Below are 16,650 nucleotides of genomic sequence, written 5' to 3'. Positions count from 1 at the left end.
ATCACGTGACCACCGCCTGCACCTTCGTCCTGTTCGGCGCCACCGGCGACCTCGCCCGGCGCATGCTGTTCCCGTCTCTCTACTTCCTTCATGCCGAAGGCTTTCTGGCCGACGAGCAGCGCATCGTCGCCACCTCCCGCTCGGACCGCTCCGATGAGGATTTCCGCGATTCCGTGCGCGGCTGGGTCGAGGAGCGTTCTGGCGAGTGGTTCGACCCGGAGGTGTTCGAAGACTTCGCCAGGCGCATCTCCTACGTTCCGGTCGATGCGGGCGAGCCGGCCGATTTCGAGAAGCTGGCCGAGCATCTGTCGGGCGGCTGCGCCGAGGACGTCGTCTTCTACCTCTCCACCTCGCCCTCGATCTTCGGCGCCGTCTGCTCGGGCCTCAAGGATGCGGGGCTGACCAAGGCGCCGAACCGGATCGTGGTCGAGAAGCCGATCGGGCACGATCTCGAATCGAATGTCCGCATCAACGAGACGGTCGCCGAGGCCTTCAGCGAGGACAGGACGTTCCGGATCGACCACTATCTGGGCAAGGAGACGGTCCAGAACCTGATCGCCCTGCGCTTCGGCAACCGCATCTTCGAGCCCCTGTGGAACGCGCAGGCCATCGAGAGCGTGCAGATCTCGATCGCCGAGATGGTCGGGGCGGAGGGCCGCGGCGGCTATTACGACGAATACGGCGCCATCCGGGACATGATGCAGAACCACCTCCTGCAGCTCCTCTGCCTCGTCGCGATGGAGCCGCCGGCGAGCCTCGGCGCGGACAGCGTCCGCAACGAGAAGGTCAAGGTGCTGCGCAGCCTGGCGGAGATCACGCCCGACAATGTCGAGCAGCGCACCGTCCGCGGCCAGTACGAAGGCGGCTATGACGAGAATGGCGGCCGCGCCGCCTCCTATACCGAGGATGTGGGCAATCCCGACTCCGATACCGAAAGCTATGTCGCGATCCAGGCCGAGGTCGAGAACTGGCGCTGGGCGGGCGTGCCCTTCTACCTCGAGACCGGCAAGCGGATGGCCGAGCGGCGGACCCAGATCGTCATCCGCTTCCGGCCCGTCCCCCACTCGATCTTCGGCGCCGAGACCGACCCCAACGAGCTGATCATCGTGCTTCAGCCCGAAGAGCGCATCACCCTGCAGATCATGAACAAGAAGCCCGGCCTGACCGAAGAGGGCATGCCGCTTCAGGAGCTGGGCCTGAACCTCAGCCTGTCCGAGCATGCGGGCGGCGAACGGCGGCGCATCGCCTATGAGCAGCTCATTCTGGATGCGCTCAAGAACAATCCTACCTTGTTCGTGCAACGCGACGAGCAGGAAGCCGCCTGGCGGTGGATCGACGGGATCGTGAATGCGTGGGAGGCCCGCAACATGCGGCCGCGGCGCTACCGTTCGGGCGGCGGCGGCCCTTCGGCCAAGCACTCCCTGACGGAGCGCAACGGCCATAGCTGGAACGAGTGAGGCGAGAGATGGCGATGATCGAGAGCTTCGACAGCCGGAAAGAGATGACGCGGGCGGCGCGCGATGCGGTCTGCGCCAGACTGCGGGCGGGCATCAGCGACCGGGGCCAAGCCAGCATGGCCCTGTCGGGGGGCTCGACGCCGCGGCCCCTCTATGAGGACCTCAGCCAGCAGAGCATCGAATGGAACAGAACCTCCGTCACGCTGGCGGATGAACGGCTCGCCCCGGAAGACTCCGGCGGCCGGAACGAGGAGCTGGTGCGGAAGCATTTCCTTCGCGACAAGGCCGCGGCCGCGGCGTTCACGCCGCTGATCGGGACCAAGGACCTGCATGGCTGCCACATGCCCTTCGACGTGACGATCCTCGGCATGGGCAAGGATGGGCACACCGCCTCCTTGTTCCCTCACAGCCCCGGGCTGAAGGAGGCGCTGGAAGCTGCGCCGGAAGACATCTGCGAAGTGACGCCCGATCCGCTGCCGGAGGATGCGCCCTGGAAGCGCCTGACCCTCAGCCGGTCGGGCATCCTCTCCTCGCGGCTCATCCTGCTTCTCGTGACGGGCCGGGAGAAGCGAGACGTCCTCGAAGAGGCGATGCGGCAGGGCCAGGTCGAAGAGATGCCGGTCCGCGCGGTGCTGCACGCCCCCGACGCGCCGCTGCGCGTCCTCTACGCCGATTAGGAATCCTGCATGACCATCACAGTTCAAGACGTCCGCGAACGGATCGAAGAGCGCAGCCGCGACACGCGGGCCGCCTATCTCGAAAAGGTCGACGCGATGCGCCGGCGCGGGCCGCGCACCGCGCTTTCCTGCGGCAACCTCGCGCATGGCTTCGCGGGCAGCCCTGCGGGCGACAAGCTGCGCATCCGCACGGGGTCCAAGAATATCGGCATCGTCACCGCCTATAACGACATGCTGTCGGCGCATGCGCCCTATGAGGACTATCCCAAGATCCTCCGCGACGCCGCGCGCAAGGCTGGCGGGACGGCGCAGGTGGCGGGCGGCACGCCGGCCATGTGCGACGGCGTCACCCAAGGGCAGGACGGCATGGAGCTGAGCCTGTTCAGCCGCGACGTGATCGCCATGTCGACGGCCGTCGCGCTCAGCCATGACATGTTCGATGCCGCCCTGGCGCTCGGGATCTGCGACAAGATCGTGCCGGGCCTCGTCATCGGCTGCCTCTCATTCGGGCACCTGCCCACCCTTCTCGTTCCCGGCGGGCCGATGACCTCGGGCCTTCCGAACAAGGAGAAGGCGCGGATCCGCGGCCTCTATGCGGAAGGCAAGATCGGCCGCGACCAGCTCCTCGAAGGCGAGATGGCGTCCTATCATTCGCCGGGCACCTGCACCTTCTACGGCACGGCGAATTCGAACCAGATGCTGATGGAGCTGATGGGCCTGCACCTGCCGGGCGCCGCCTTCATCAATCCGGGCACGCCGCTTCGCGATGCCCTGACCCGCGGCGCCGCCCGGCACGTTCTGGAAATGGGCGAGGACCGCTGCATGGCGGAGGTGGCGAGCGCGGGCAGCTTCGTGAACGCCGTGGTCGGCCTTCACGCGACCGGCGGCTCGACCAACCACACGCTGCACCTCGTCGCCATGGCGCGGGCCGCGGGCTGGATCCTGACCTGGGACGACTTCGCGGACCTCTCGCGCATCACGCCGCTCCTCGCGCGGGTCTATCCGAACGGCCCCGCCGACGTGAACCACTTCCACGCCGCGGGCGGCCTCGCCCTCGTCACGCGCGAGCTCCTGAAGGCGGGCCTTCTGTGCGACGACGTCACCACGGCCATGGGCCGGGGCATGGCGGCCTATACGCGCGAGCCCTATCTCAAGGACGGAGAGCTGGCCTGGCGCGACGGCATCGACCGGTCCCTCAACAGCGATATCGTTCGGGGCGTCGAGGAGCCCTTCGCCGCGCAAGGCGGCCTCAAGCTCCTGACCGGCAATCTCGGCAAGTCGGTCATCAAGACCTCCGCCGTCGCGCCGGAGCACCGGGTGGTCGAAGCCCCCGCCATCGTCTTCCACACGCAGGAGGAATTCCTGCAGCGCTTCAAGACGGGCGAGCTCGACCGCGACTTCATCGCGGTGCTGCGCTTCCAGGGCCCGGCGGCGAACGGCATGCCCGAGCTGCACAAGCTCTCCCCTCAGCTCGGCGTGCTGCAGGACCGGGGATACAAGGTCGCCCTCGTCACCGACGGGCGCATGTCCGGCGCATCGGGCAAGACGCCGGCGGCGATCCACGTCACCCCCGAAGCCCATCACGAAGGCCCGATCGCCCGCCTGCGCGACGGCGACATGGTCCTGATGGACGCCAATGACGGCGTGCTCGAAGCCAAGGTCGAAGGGTTCATGGAGCGGGCGCCCGAACGGCACGCGGCGAACAGCCATGACGGGCTCGGGCGCGAACTCTTCGGCGGCCTCCGCGCGGCGGTCGGCCCCGCCGATGAAGGCGCTTGCACGCTGTTCGCATAGGAGGCGGCATGACGACGACGCGCAGGAGCCTGCTGAAGATCGGCGCTCTTGCGCCTCTCGCCGCCGCCCTTCCGGCCGCGCATGGCCGGACGCCTCTTCCCGCCGCCCCGCAATGGATGTCCCGCGCGCCGCTTCCGCTGCGCATCCAGGAGATCTACGCGGCCGCGCATGACGGAGAGATCTGGGTCGCGGGCGGCCTCTCCCCCGACATCGCGGGCGATCCCATCGGCGTTTCCGATCGCGTCTTCGCCTATGATCCGGCGGGCGATCGCTGGCGGGAAGGCCCGCGCCTGCCGCGCCCGGCCCATCACCCCAACCTCGTCAGCCATGAGGACCGCCTTTACGCCGTCGGCGGCTTCGTTCGCGAGGGCGGCGGCATGTGGCACATGACCGAAGACATGCTCGCGCTCGATGGCGACCGCTGGATCCCGGTCGCGCCGATGCCGCAGCCGCAGGCGGAGACCGTCTGCGCCTCGCTCGGCGAACGACTTCACGTCGTGACGGGCAGGCGGCCGATCGGCGCCGCGAATGCACAGTGGTCTGATCATTTCGACGTCAACGCGCATCTCGCCTATGATGCGCGGGCGGACCGCTGGGAGGCGGCCTCGCCAGCGCCGACCGCGCGCAACAGCGCGGCGGGCGCGGCCCGCGGCGGACGCCTCTTCGTTGTGGGCGGGCGGACGGTGACGGGAGGCAACAGCGCCGCCTTCGAGGCCTATGACGCGGCCTCGGACCGCTGGCAGGTCCTCGAGGACATGCCGGAGGGGCGCGGTGGCCTCGCCGCCGCGATCACCGCGGACAGCCTCTTCGTCTTCGGCGGCGAGTGGTTCGGCGAGAATGGCGGCGGCGTCTATGAGGACGTGCTGCGCTTCGGATTCGGCGAGCAGCGCTGGTGGCGCGCGGGAAAGATGGCGACGCCGCGTCACGGCCTCGGCGCCGCGGCGGTCGGCGGCGCCATCCACCTGATCGGCGGCGCCCGGAGGCCGAGCGGCGAGCAAACCTCCGATGCGAATGAGCGCTTCGCGCTCTAGAACAGCGCAAGGCCCCGGACGGCGAATGCAGGCGGTTGCCCTGCGACAGAGCGCCCCGCCCTCTCCGTCCTCTTCAAATCGCGCAGCGGCCTTTACACGAGTCGGTAAACTCATAAGCTACTCGAAAAGAGAAGGTCCCTGTTCCCTGCCCACTGCACCGGGCGGTCCGGGATTCTTCCTCATCGGCCAGTTCCCGGACATCCCGTTCGGCGGAAAGAAGACAAGTATTCGAAGACAAGCGGCCCGCTCTGCTGCGGCATCGTGCGCCGAAGACGAGGAAGAGCGGGACTTCATGCCCAAGCGCCGTGTGATGATCGTGGAGGACGAGGCCCTGATCGCCGAGGACATGGCGCGCACTCTGCGCCGGGGCGGCTATGACATCCTCGGCCCTTATTCCTCGGAGAAGAAGGCCCTCAACCAGATCGACCTCGCCGCGCCGGATGCGGCGCTGCTCGACATCAATCTGGGACCCGCCGCCGACAGCTACGCCATCGCCGACAGGCTGAAGGAGCGCGCCCTGCCCTTCGCCTTCCTGTCCGGCTATGGCAGCCTGCGGAGCGAGCGGTTCTCGGGCGAACGGCTGCTGAGCAAGCCCTGCACGCCCGCTGCCCTTCTCGAGACCGTGGCCGAGCTGATCTCTCCCTCCGCAGGCTGAGACGGCGGCCCTCAGGCCTCCTGCCCTGCCAGCGCCTCGGCTTCCTCGCGCAGGACCTTCTTGTCGATCTTGCCGACGGGGGTCAGCGGGATGGCGTCCACGAAGCGGATGACCTTCGGCATCTTGTAGGGCGCCATCCGCTCGCGGAACACGTTCTCGATCTCGCGCCGGCAGGCCGCCTCGCCCCGTTCCCGCCCCTCATCGGAGAGGGCGACATAGAGATTGACGATGTCATTGCCCGGCCTGTCGCGGTCCGGCGTGCCGACGACGGCGCTGCCCGCCACGATCGGCAGCGACTGGAGGTGGTCCTCCACCTCGACCGAGAAGACCTTGAACCCGCCGACGATGAGCATGTCCTTCGCCCGGTCGCACAGGAAGAGATAGCCCTCCTCGTCCATATATCCGACATCGCCCGAATGCATCCAGAGCGCGCCGTCATGCTCGCGAAGGGCGGTGCGGGATTCCTCGGGCAGGTTCAGATAGCCCTTCATCACCTGCGGGCCGCGCGTGACGATCTCTCCGGGCTCGCCGAAGGGCAGCGCCCCGCTGCCGGTCTCCGCATCCACGATCCGCACATCCGCTCCCGGCAGAGGGATGCCGATCGAGCCCGGCTTGTAGCGCTGCTGCGGGTGGCCGACATAGCAGGGGCCGGTCTCGGTCATGCCGAACACGTCGGTGAGCTTGCCCTTGCCCAGAAGGCCCTCGACCTTTTCGGCCGTGCTGCGCGGCATGGGCGCCGCGCCGCTGACGGCGGTCTTGAGCCTCGAGAAATCGACGTCCCGGGCGCCGGGGAAGGCCGCGAGCATGTCGTAGAGGGCGGGCACGCCGTTCATCAGCGTCGGCGGCCGCGCCTTCATCTGCGCGCAATAGTCTTCGAGATCGCGCGGATCGGGCACCACGATCAGCAGGGCGGCGTGGATCACCGCATTGATCGCTCCGGCGAGGCCCGCGGCGTGGAACATCGGGAAGGCCGAGGCCAGCACCTCCTCGCCGAGCACTGGCGGCACGAAGGCGGCCGCCTGCAGCGGGTTGTACATCAGCGTGCGATGGCTGAGCTCCGCCCCCTTGGGACGCCCCGTCGTGCCGCCGGTATACTGGATCATGAAGGTGTCGAGCGGATCGACGGGCCGCTGGGCGAAGCGGTCCTCCCCGGCATTCCTGACATCGGCATAGCTGCGGAGCTGCGCCCCTTCGATGTCCGGCAGCGCGGGCGCCGAGGGCGCCAGGGGATCGCCCGGCGCGGTGACGACGACGAGCCGCAGCGCCTCCGGCCACGGCTCCATCGCCGCGAGGCCGGGCGCCAGCGCATCGAGCGTCAGCACGCAGACGGCTCCGCAATCGCGCAGCTGATGGCTCAGCTCCGCCGGCTTGAGGAGGGGCGAGACGCCAGAGCCGATCGCGCCGAGCTTCGAGATCGCGACCAGCGCCGCCACATATTGCGGCAGGCTCGGCATGTGCAGGCCGACCACGTCTCCCCGTCCGATGCCATGCGCCTCAAGGCCGCCCGCGATCCGGCTGGCTTCCCGGTCGAGCCACTCATATCTCAGCTCCGCGCCCGCATAGCGCAGCGCGGGCAGATGCCCCCTCTCCTCCGCGTGCCGTTCGGCATGAGCGCCGAGCGGCCTGTCGTCGATGGGGGGCGTTCGCACCCCGAGCGCCTCATAGACGGCGAGCCAGGGCCGATCTTCGTTCGCAACCACGCTTCCCTCCCGGTTTTTTTCGCGAGCTTCACCGATGCGGACGGCCTTGCGAAGGAGAATGCGCAGCGGCGCGCCGCTTTGGCGTTCCCGCTCCAGCTGCTAGGAGCGGCAGGATGAAAATCCTGATCGCCTGTCCCATACCGCTGTCGGATCGCGGCGGCGTCCAGGCGGCGGTCACGCGCCTGGCGGCGAGCCTGCGCGATGCCGGCCACCGCATCGTGGAGCACTGGCCCGACGCGCCGGAGGCGAGCGCGGCGGCGGAGAGATGGGCATTGCCGCTCGAGGCGGGGACGGGCAGCGGCGGCCAGCCCGCCCTGATGGCGCTGCCGCGCGCTGGGCTCGGCGTCCTGCAGCTCGGCCGCCGGCTGGCCGCGTTCCGCCCGGGCACGGTGAACCTTCACTTCCTGCGAGGGCAGGCGGTCTATTACGCTCTTCTCAAGCCGGTCTTCGGCTACCGCCTCGTGCTGTCGGCCCATGGCAGCGACCTGATGGCGCCGCCCGACACGCTCAAGCCGCATCTGCGGCGGATCCTACGCGCGGCGGATGCGGTGACGGTGGTGTCGCGGCCGCTGCGCGACGCCGCGATCGGCTATGGCGCGGACCCCGGAAGAGTCGTTCTGGTGCCGAACGGAGTCGATACGGCGTTCTGGACGCCCGATGACAGCGTCCCCCAGGAGGCGGACAGCATCGTCGCGGCAGGGCGCCTCGTCGCGGTGAAGGGCTATGACCTGCTGCTCGAGGCGATGACCCGGCTTCCTGCCCGCGTGACCCTCACGCTCTACGGGCAGGGCGAGGCGGAAGAGGCGCTCATGCGGCAGGCAGAGGCGCTGGGCGTGAAGGACAGGGTCCGCTTCGCAGGGCATGCGGACCCCGGAGCGCTGCGCGAGGCCTATCGCCGCGCGGGCGTCGTGGCTCTGCCCTCCCGCTCTGAGGGCATGCCGCTCGGCCTGATCGAGGCGCTCGCCTGCGGGACCCCGGCGGTGGCGACGCATGTGGGCGGCGTACCGGACGTGCTGGATGGAACGGGCGGCGCCGTCGTGCCTGCCGAGGACGTGCCGGCCCTGGCTGCCGGACTGGAAGAGGTGCTGGCCCGCCCTCACGATCCCGTGGGGCCGCGGCGCCTCGCCGAAGGGTTCTCGGCCACGGCCTGCGATGCCCGCATGGAGCGTGTTCTTCTGGGACTGGACGGGACGGCCCGGGAGATGCAGGCGTGACGACCGACAGCCCGAACGGGACGAGATGACGAGCATGAAGACGCTTCCGAAGCGACATCTGGCGAAGGAGCCGGCCTCCGCCTCGAGCATGGCCGCGTCGCTGCGGCGGCTTTATTCGCTGCTGACGCCGAAGGACCGCAGGAACGGCGCGATCCTCCTCTGCATGATGGGGGTGACGGCGATCCTCGACCTGATCGGCGTCGCGGCCGTGCCGCTCTTCGTCGCCACGCTGGTCGATCCCGAACAGCTCGACCGCTTTCCCTGGCTCGCGGGCGCCCTTGAGGCGCGGGGCCTCGATGACGGGTCGCTGCGCCTGATCCTGTTCGGGGCGGGCGTGCTGGTCGCGGTGTTCCTGGCCAAGGCGATCGCCCAGGTCACCTTCGGCTGGTTCCAGACCCATTACGTCTCCCACCGCCGGGCCGAGCTCGCAGGGCGCCTCATCCGCGCCTATCTCGGCGCGCCCTATGCCTTCCACCTGCGCCGGAACACCGCCGAGCTTCTGCGCAATGTCGAGAAGGAGACCGCCGTCATCGCCTATCAGGTGATGAACGCGGTCCTACGGATGATGTCCCGCCTCCTGAACCTCGCGGCCGTGACGATCCCGCTCCTCATCATCGAGCCCCTGCTGACCGGCACGTTTTTCGGCATTTTCGGCGTCGCGGCCGTCGTGACCCTGCGCTTCCTGTCGAAGAAGATGCGCAGCTGGGGCCTGCGCGAGCAGAAGGAGCGCGCCGGCGTCACCATGGCGATGATGCAGGGCATGGGCTCTTTGAAGGAGGCGCGGATCGGCGCGAAGGAGGATTACTTCGCCCACCGTGTCTACCGCTCGGTCTGGGTCATCTCCCGCTCCGTCGCGCTCAAGAAGCTGACCGCCGACATCATGCCGACCCTGACAGAGGTGATCGGCATTCTGGGCCTCGTCGGCCTCATCCTCTTCCTGATCGGCTTCGGCCAGCAGCCCGACGAGATCATCGTCACCCTGTCGCTCTTCGCCATCGTCATGGTGCGGATGCGCGAGGCCTTCGGCGTGCTGATGGGCCATTATACGAGCGTGCGCTACAACATCATGGCGGTCGATCCGATCTATGACGACCTGACCATGCTGGAGGCGCTGCCGCCGCCCCCCGATGCGCCGCGCCTTCCCCTGCGCGAAGAGCTGGTCCTCGATCACATCTCCTATCGCTATGAAGGATCGGACCGCAAAGCGCTCGACGATATCACCGTGCGCGTGCCGGCGGGCAGCGCGATAGGCCTTGTCGGCGCGACGGGCGCGGGCAAGTCGACCGTTGTGGACATCCTGCTCGGCCTCCTCACCCCGACCGAAGGCCGGGTGCTCGTCGACGGCAAGGACGTGCAGGCGCACGGCCTGCGCGGCTGGCAGAAATCGCTCGGCTATGTGCCGCAGACGATCTATCTCCTCGATGACACTGTGCGCCGGAACATCGCGCTCGGCGTCGAGGACAGCAAGATCGACGAGGAGCGGCTGATGGCCGCCGTGCGCACGGCGCAGCTCGAAGGCTTCCTGTCCCGCCAGACCGACGGTCTCGATACGGTCATCGGCGAAGGCGGCGCCCGCGTCTCCGGCGGCGAGCGCCAGCGCATCGGCATCGCCCGCGCGCTTTACGACGATCCCGAAGTGCTGGTGCTCGACGAGGCGACCTCCGCCCTCGACAATGCGACAGAGGCGGCGATCACTCAGGGCATCGAGGCGATGCGCGGGGAGCGCACGCTGATCATCATCGCCCACCGCCTGACGACCGTGCGCCGCTGCGACCGGCTCTATTTCCTCAAGGACGGCAAGGTCGAAGCCGAAGGCGATTTCGAGAGCCTGCGCCAGAAGCATCGCGACTTCGCGGAAATGTCGGCGGTATGAGCGTGCTCGCCGTTAACGGCCCGCTGCGCTCGCGGCTTCGCCGCCTGCCGCATGGCGCGATCCGGAAGGGCCTGCCGCCGCGCACGCTCGGCTATCGCTGGGTCGAGCGCCGCGCGGTCCGGGACGCGGCGGATGCCTATGAAATGGTCGAGCCGCCAAGGCGCGAGAGCTATCCCCTGCCCGCAGGCTGGAGCGACAGGGATGCCCTGCCGGACGATGCGGGTTGGTGGGGCTATTCCATGCGGGACGTGCCCGAACGGCTCAGCACTGAGACGGGCCTCGCCACGCTCAAGGACGGCCGGCTCGCCTTCGCCCGCGACAGGCGCGGCCAGTTCTCGGTCGGGCTTCTGACGCGCGAAGGCGTCGCCGCCGACACGCGCGAGATCGTCTTCCGCCCCGAGCATGCCGCGAGCGCGCGCGGCCGTCCGCGGACGCTCGACCGGGCCGTGTGGGTGACGGAACGGGTCTATGGCAATTACTCGCACTGGCTCGCCGCTCACCTCCCCAAGCTCCTCATGCTGCGCCGGGAGGGCCGCCTGGACGGACTGATCCTGCCCAAGCGCCTCTCGGCGGTCGCCGAGGAGACCCTGCGCCGCCTCGGCATTCCGCCCGACGACACGCCGCGCTTCGACGAGGAGCGCCCCCTCGTCGTCGGCGAGCTGACCGTTCCGGTCACGGACAGGTTCCGGCCGAGCCTTCTGCGCCCGCTGCGCGCGGCCCTCGCCGGCGAGAACGCGCGGGGCCGCCGGCGCCTCTATGTCAGCCGGGCCAAGGCGCGCGGCCGCAAGCTCGCCAATGAGGACGAGATCTGGCCGATGCTGGAGGCGCGGGGCTTCGAGCGCGTCTTCCTCGAAGAGCACGGGTTCGCAGGCCAGCTCGACATGATGTCCGACGCGCAGGTGATCGCGGCGCCCCATGGCGCGGGGCTGACCAATATGATCCTCGCCCCCGAAGGCACGGCTGTGATCGAGATCGCCGACCTCGCCTTTCCGAACCCGAACTTCTACGCGCTCGCCTGCGCGATGGGGCACGCCTATGACCTCGTCCCGGCGCAGCCCGCAGGCGGCGGAGAGCTTCTCCTGCGGGACATGGCCGTCGACCCGCAGGCGCTGATGGCGGCGGTGGACCGGGCGATCGGCTGAGGCCATGCGGATTTCGGTCGTCATTCCCTGCTTCGATGCCGAGGACGTGCTGGCCGACACAGTCCGGTCGGTCCTGAACCAGACGCTGCCGCCGCACGAGATCCTGATCGCCGATGACGGCTCGACGGACGGCTCCGTTGCCCTCGCCGAAGGCTTTTCCGCTCCCGTCCGGGTCCTGCGCGGCCCCTTCGGCGGCGCCCCTGCCGCACGGGCCGCCGCAGCGGCGGAGGCGCAGGGCGAGGCGCTGATGTTTTTGGACGCGGACGATCTTCTCGGTCCCGACGTGGTGCAATCCCTGTCCGAAGCGCTGCCGCCGGGCGGCATGAGCCGCTGCCGCTGGCTCCGCTACGAGAAGGCGGGGGCGGCATGGATCGCGGCGCCCGCATCCTGTGCGCCGCGGCGTCCGGCGCAGGACGACCTCTCGGCCTGGCTGACGGGATGGTATGTCCCGCCCTGCGGGCTGTTGTGGTCGCGGGAAGCCTATGAGCGCTCGGGCGGCTGGGATGCCGGGGTGGCGGTCAACAATGACGGCGATGTCGTCATGCGGGCGCTGACGGCGGGCATCCGGATCGCGAAGGCCAGGGGCGGGACGTCCTATTACCGCCGCGTGCCCGGCTCGTTGAGCTCCTCGCGCAATGCCGCGCCCGGCGTGAAGGCGCGCCTCGACGTGCTCGAACGGATCGAGGACAGGCTGGGCGCGCGGAAGCGGCGCTACCGCTTCTCCCTCGCCGAGGCCTATCGCCTGATCGCGGCGGGGGCCGAAGATGACGCGCTGGCCGCCGAAGCCGACGAGAGAGCCCGCCGCCTGACCGGCAGCGCCCATCGCCTGCTTGCAGCCGCCCACTCCGGCGCCGCCCGGACAGGCCGCTTCGCCGAGAGCCGGATGCCGCTTCCGCCCATGACGCGCTCTGCCGACAGCGCCGCGAGCGGCAGTGATGCCCGCCCCCTCGTCAGCGTCGTCATCCCCACCCATGAACGGCCGGCGCTGACGGTCCGGGCGGTCCGGAGCGTTCTGGCGCAGAGCCATCAGAACCTCGAAGTTCTCGTGGTGGACGATGCGTCTACGGATGACACCGTAGCTCGGGTCGCAGCGATCGGGGACGCCCGCCTGCGCGTCCTGAGGCAGGAGGTGAACCGTGGCGTCGCCGCCGCACGCAATAGAGGGCTGAGAGAAGCGCGCGGCGAATTCATCGCCCTTCTAGACTCGGACGATACCTGGCTTCCGCGCAAGATCGAGGCGCAGCTGGAGCGGTTCCGCCGCAGCGGGCGGCGCCTCGGCCTCGTGCTCACGAGCGTCGAGGAGAGGAGCGGCGAAGACGGGGCCGGCCGCGTGCGCACGCCCGATGCGGGCGGCGATCTCTACCGCCGCCTCCTGTGCCGCAATGTCCTGCATGGTTTTCCGAGCAGCGGCCTGATGCGCCGGGAGATCGCGTCGATGATCGGCGGGTTCGACGAAAGCTGGCCGGCGATCGAGGACTGGGACTATGTCGTGCGCCTGTCCCGCTTCTGGGACGTGGCGGTCGTGGCCGAGCCGCTGACGCTTTATGACGAGGACGCAGAGAGCGAGGAGGCCCGCCGCTCGAAGAACCTGCGGGCAAATCTGCGGGCACGGAGAATGTTCCATGCCCGCTACGGCTTCGAGATGCGCCGCGCGGGGACGGAAGCGGATTTCCTGATCGAATCCGCCCGGCGGGAGCTGCGGGAGGCAGGCGGCGATGCGGCCGAGGGCCGCCGACTGGTCCTGCAGGCGCTCGCCGCCAGGCCGCAGAGCCAAGCCGCCTGGCCCTTCCTCGCCTATATGATGGCGCCCGGGGCCTTGAGAGACCGGCTGCGCAGGATCGACCCCCGGCGGGCGCGGCTGGAAGCGGAGCTATGAGCAGGCGCTATACGCTTCCTTCGGTCGAGGCCGCCTTCTCCTCGTCCTTCGACGAGATCATCGATGTCCGCTCCCCGGCGGAGTTCGCCGAAGACTCTCTGCCCGGCGCGATCAACCTTCCCGTCCTGAACGACGAGGAACGGGCGCGGGTCGGCACAATCTACAAGCAGACGAGTCCGTTCGATGCACGCAAGATCGGCGCGGCCCTCGTCGCCCGGAACACGGGACGCCATCTCGAAGAGGCGCTCAGCGACAGGGACGGAAGCTGGCGGCCGCTCGTCTATTGCTGGCGCGGCGGGCAGCGCTCTGGCGCCTTCGCGACCATCCTGTCGCAGATCGGCTGGCGGGTGAGCGTTCTGGAGGGCGGCTATCAGAGCTTCCGCCGCGCCGTGGTGAAGCGGCTCTACCATGCGCCGCTCGAGAGCCCCGTCCTCCTCCTCGACGGGGATACCGGGACGGCGAAGACGGCGATCCTGCACCGCCTCGCGGCTCGCGGCGTGCAGGTTCTCGACCTGGAGGGCCTTGCCGCCCATCGCGGGTCCCTCTTCGGCGGACTGGCCGGTCCTCAGCCCGATCAGAAGGCCTTCGAGACCGCCCTCGCCGGAGAGATCGTCAGGCTTTCGCCGGACCGGCCGGTCGTCGTGGAGGCAGAATCGAGCCGGATCGGAGAGCGCAACGTGCCCCCGTCGCTATGGAACGCGATGAAGGCCGCGCCGCGCCTTCAGGTCACCGCCCCCCTCGCCGCCCGCGCCGCCTATACCGCCCGCACCTATGACGAGCTGTGCCGGGATCCCGCCGCCCTCGCCGATGTGCTCGACCAGCTGCGCCCCCTGCATCCGCGCGAAAGAATCGAGCATTGGCACGAGCTTGCGCAGGGCCATGCCTTCGAAGCGCTCGCCGCAGAGCTGATGGAGCGGCACTACGATCCCCGCTATCGCCGGATGCGCGAACGCGGAGACGCGCCGGCCGCGATCCTGCGGCTCGACGATCTGTCGGAGGAGAGCCTGAGCGGGGCGGCGGAAGAGATCGAAGAGCGCCTGCCCACCCTGTTCAGCTGACGCGCAGGCGCGGCGGCCCTTCTGTGACCTGCCCGATGACGGAGACGGGTTCACCGGCCGCGCGGAACTGCGCCAGCACGCTCTCGGCCTTGCCGGCCGGAACGCTCGCCAGCATGCCGCCGGCTGTCTGCGGATCGAAGAGAAGGTCTCTCAAGGGACCCGCCTGCGCCTGCACGTGATGGCCCGCGAAGGCGTGATTGTCGGTCCACAGGCTCGAGCGGACACCCTCCGCCGCGAGCGCCACCGCGCCGTCGAGCACCGGCAGAGCCGCACCGTCGAGTTCCGCCGCCGTGCCCGAGGCCTGCATCATCCAGAGAAGGTGCCCGGCAAGGCCGAAACCGGTGACATCGGTCATCGCATGGGCGACGGGCGCAAGCCATGACGCGGCCCGCGCGGGCGACCGGCTCATGCTGTCCAGCGCGCCCGCGACCTGCCTGCCGCGTCCCTTTCCGGCCATCAGGGCCGCCATCAGTACGCCCGTGCCGATCGGCTTTGTCAGGAGGAGGAGGTCGCCGGGCTGCGCGCCGTGCTGCTCCACGGCGTGCTCCGTCAGCCCGGTCGCGCTCAGCCCCACGCTCAGTTCGGCGCCGAGGCTCGTATGGCCGCCCACGAGATCGGCGCCCGCTTCGCGCAGCACGCAGGCCGCGGCATCCGTGGCCTCGGCGAGAGTGCGCGCCTGCAACTTCGGCGTCATGCGCGGCAGCGTAAGAGAGAGAAGCCCCGCCTGCGGCGCCGCGCCCATCGCCCACACATCGCCGAGCGCGTGGATCGCGGCGATGCGCGTCATCAGCCAGACATCCTCGGTGAAGCCGCGCAAATGGTCGGTCGTCAGCACCTGCGCGCCCGACCCGTGCCGCAGGATCGCGGCATCGTCGCCGGGGCCGGAAAGGACGTCTTCGCGCCGAGGAGCGGGCAGCTGCGCCAGGCCCTCGGACAGGCCTGCCCGCCCCGCCTTTGCGCCGCATCCGCCGCAAAGGGGCGGCAGCGCTTCGGTTCCGGCGCCGCCCGAAGGCGCGCCCATGACCGGCAGGTCCTTGAGCCTGGCGATGAAGCGCCGGTCGATCCGGTCCTTCAGCCGCCAGACCAGCGGGCCATGCGGCGCGATGCGGAAGCGGTCGGCCACGGCCGCCTTTCGCCCGGTGGAGACGAGCTTGAGATAATCCTTTTGCGGACGGTAGGCCTTCATCCCACCCTGGCCGAGCGCGGCGCGGAGATTGTGCTCCAGAACCTTCGCCTCGCGGACGGCGAAAACGCCCGCCTTGGGCCGCGGCGCATGGGTGAGGTGGGCGCAGTCCCCCGCCGCGAAAACGGAGGCGTCGCCGACAGAGCGCAGCGTCTCGTCCACGGCGACATAGCCTTCATGCAGAGGAAGGCCAGTCCGTTCCAGCCAGTCATAGGGCGAGGCCCCCGCCGCGGCGACGGTGAAGGCGGCGGGCACCGCGTCGCCGCCTTCGAACAGGACGGCGTTGCCCGTGACGGCGGAGGGCGCCATGCCGGTGCGCAAGGCGATGCCCTCGCGCCGGAGCGCCCGTTCGAGCGCCCGCCGCGCGCCTCGGTGCACGCCCTTGAGGATTTCCTCCCCCGCCTCGATCAGCGTGACCTGCGGGTCCAGCCCGGATCGGCGGAGGCGGTGCGCCATCGCCATGGAGAGTTCGACGCCCGCAACGCCGCCGCCGATCACCGCGGCAACAGGCGGACGCGCGCCCGCCTCGGCCGCTTCGGCGAAGCGGGTCCATCCATCGGCGAAGGGGCCGAGCGGCTTTGCCGCGACCGCATGCTCGCAGAAGCCGTCGAGGTCCGGCAGGTCGCCGGTGATGCCGATATCGATGGACAGCACGTCATAGGCGAGAGGCGGACGCCCCGGCACCGAGACCGTCCGCGCCTCCCGGTCGACCGCTTCGGCGGCGCCGAGGACGAGCCGCGCCCCGGCATGGCGGGCGAGATGGACGAGATCGATCTCGAGCTCTTCGCGCGCGTAATGCCCCGCGACCAGGCCCGGCAGCATTCCGGTATAGGGCGCGGCGGGAGCAGGATCGATCAGCGTCAGCCGGGCCCCCGGCATCGGCTTCATGCCCCAGCGCTTCAGGACGAGGGCATGCGCATGCCCCCCGCCGATCAGGACGAGGTCGCGGGTCAGGAGAGGATCAGGACTTCTCATGCCGCGCCAGATTGG

General features: G+C 69.7%; 12 protein-coding genes. 10 read left to right on the top strand and 2 right to left on the bottom strand.

Going from position 1 to position 16,650, the window contains the following annotated elements; translation table 11 throughout:
- Window positions 1-5: 5 nt before the first annotated feature.
- The 5 genes from zwf to IE88_RS18395 all read left to right on the top strand — a co-directional run bounded on the left by zwf (window position 6) and on the right by IE88_RS18395 (window position 5,614).
- Window positions 6-1,457 carry a glucose-6-phosphate dehydrogenase gene (gene zwf / locus IE88_RS0111440; RefSeq protein WP_031554568.1) on the top strand — a complete coding sequence of 484 codons (1,452 nt, stop codon included), beginning with the start codon at window positions 6-8 and terminating at the stop codon, window positions 1,455-1,457.
- An 8-nt stretch (window positions 1,458-1,465) separates the two neighbouring features.
- Entirely contained in the window at window positions 1,466-2,134 is a 669-nt protein-coding gene (pgl, locus tag IE88_RS0111435) for a 6-phosphogluconolactonase (RefSeq protein ID WP_031554566.1), read from the top strand.
- Between the two features lie 9 nt (window positions 2,135-2,143).
- Entirely contained in the window at window positions 2,144-3,928 is a 1,785-nt protein-coding gene (gene edd / locus IE88_RS0111430) for a phosphogluconate dehydratase (protein ID WP_031554564.1), read from the top strand.
- An 8-nt stretch (window positions 3,929-3,936) separates the two neighbouring features.
- Window positions 3,937-4,959 carry a Kelch repeat-containing protein gene (locus tag IE88_RS0111425; protein WP_051882010.1) on the top strand — a complete coding sequence of 341 codons (1,023 nt, stop codon included), beginning with the start codon at window positions 3,937-3,939 and terminating at the stop codon, window positions 4,957-4,959.
- A gap of 292 nt (window positions 4,960-5,251) precedes the next feature.
- Window positions 5,252-5,614, top strand: a complete 363-nt coding sequence (locus tag IE88_RS18395) for a response regulator (RefSeq protein WP_031554562.1) — start codon at window positions 5,252-5,254, stop codon at window positions 5,612-5,614.
- An 11-nt stretch (window positions 5,615-5,625) separates the two neighbouring features.
- Here the strand turns inward: IE88_RS18395 and IE88_RS0111415 are convergent, their stop codons facing one another.
- Window positions 5,626-7,314: a class I adenylate-forming enzyme family protein gene (locus IE88_RS0111415; RefSeq protein WP_031554561.1), complete on the bottom strand. Its 1,689-nt coding sequence runs from the start codon at window positions 7,312-7,314 to the stop codon at window positions 5,626-5,628.
- Window positions 7,315-7,427: 113 nt separating this feature from the next.
- Between IE88_RS0111415 and IE88_RS17440 the strand changes: the two genes are divergently transcribed.
- The 5 genes from IE88_RS17440 to mnmH are packed head-to-tail and all read left to right on the top strand — an operon-like array spanning window position 7,428 to window position 14,477.
- Window positions 7,428-8,528 (top strand): glycosyltransferase family 4 protein, encoded by a 1,101-nt coding sequence (locus IE88_RS17440; protein WP_051882008.1) that lies wholly within the window; start codon window positions 7,428-7,430, stop codon window positions 8,526-8,528.
- 34 nt (window positions 8,529-8,562) lie between these two features.
- A complete protein-coding gene (locus IE88_RS0111405) occupies window positions 8,563-10,401 on the top strand; it encodes an ABC transporter ATP-binding protein (RefSeq protein ID WP_156032575.1) in 1,839 nt (612 codons plus the stop codon).
- Window positions 10,398-11,543 carry a glycosyltransferase family 61 protein gene (locus IE88_RS0111400; RefSeq protein WP_031554558.1) on the top strand — a complete coding sequence of 382 codons (1,146 nt, stop codon included), beginning with the start codon at window positions 10,398-10,400 and terminating at the stop codon, window positions 11,541-11,543. Before IE88_RS0111405 ends, IE88_RS0111400 begins: the two co-directional genes overlap by 4 nt.
- Before the next feature lie 4 nt (window positions 11,544-11,547).
- Window positions 11,548-13,419 (top strand): glycosyltransferase family 2 protein, encoded by a 1,872-nt coding sequence (locus IE88_RS17435; protein WP_051882006.1) that lies wholly within the window; start codon window positions 11,548-11,550, stop codon window positions 13,417-13,419.
- The gene (mnmH, locus tag IE88_RS0111390) at window positions 13,416-14,477 is read left to right on the top strand and encodes a tRNA 2-selenouridine(34) synthase MnmH (protein WP_031554548.1); all 1,062 of its coding nucleotides are present in this window, start codon (window positions 13,416-13,418) and stop codon (window positions 14,475-14,477) included. Before IE88_RS17435 ends, mnmH begins: the two co-directional genes overlap by 4 nt.
- Here the strand turns inward: mnmH and selD are convergent.
- Window positions 14,470-16,635, bottom strand: a complete 2,166-nt coding sequence (selD, locus tag IE88_RS0111385; RefSeq protein WP_031554546.1) for a selenide, water dikinase SelD — start codon at window positions 16,633-16,635, stop codon at window positions 14,470-14,472. The two genes, mnmH and selD, sit on opposite strands and share 8 nt — an antisense overlap.
- Window positions 16,636-16,650: the final 15 nt, after the last annotated feature.

The organism is Parvularcula oceani, assembly GCF_000733125.1.
Taxonomy (GTDB): Bacteria; Pseudomonadota; Alphaproteobacteria; order Caulobacterales; family Parvularculaceae; genus Parvularcula; species Parvularcula oceani.
The sequence above is the reverse complement of the archived record's forward strand: the minus strand, read 5'-3'. Positions and strand labels throughout refer to the sequence as shown.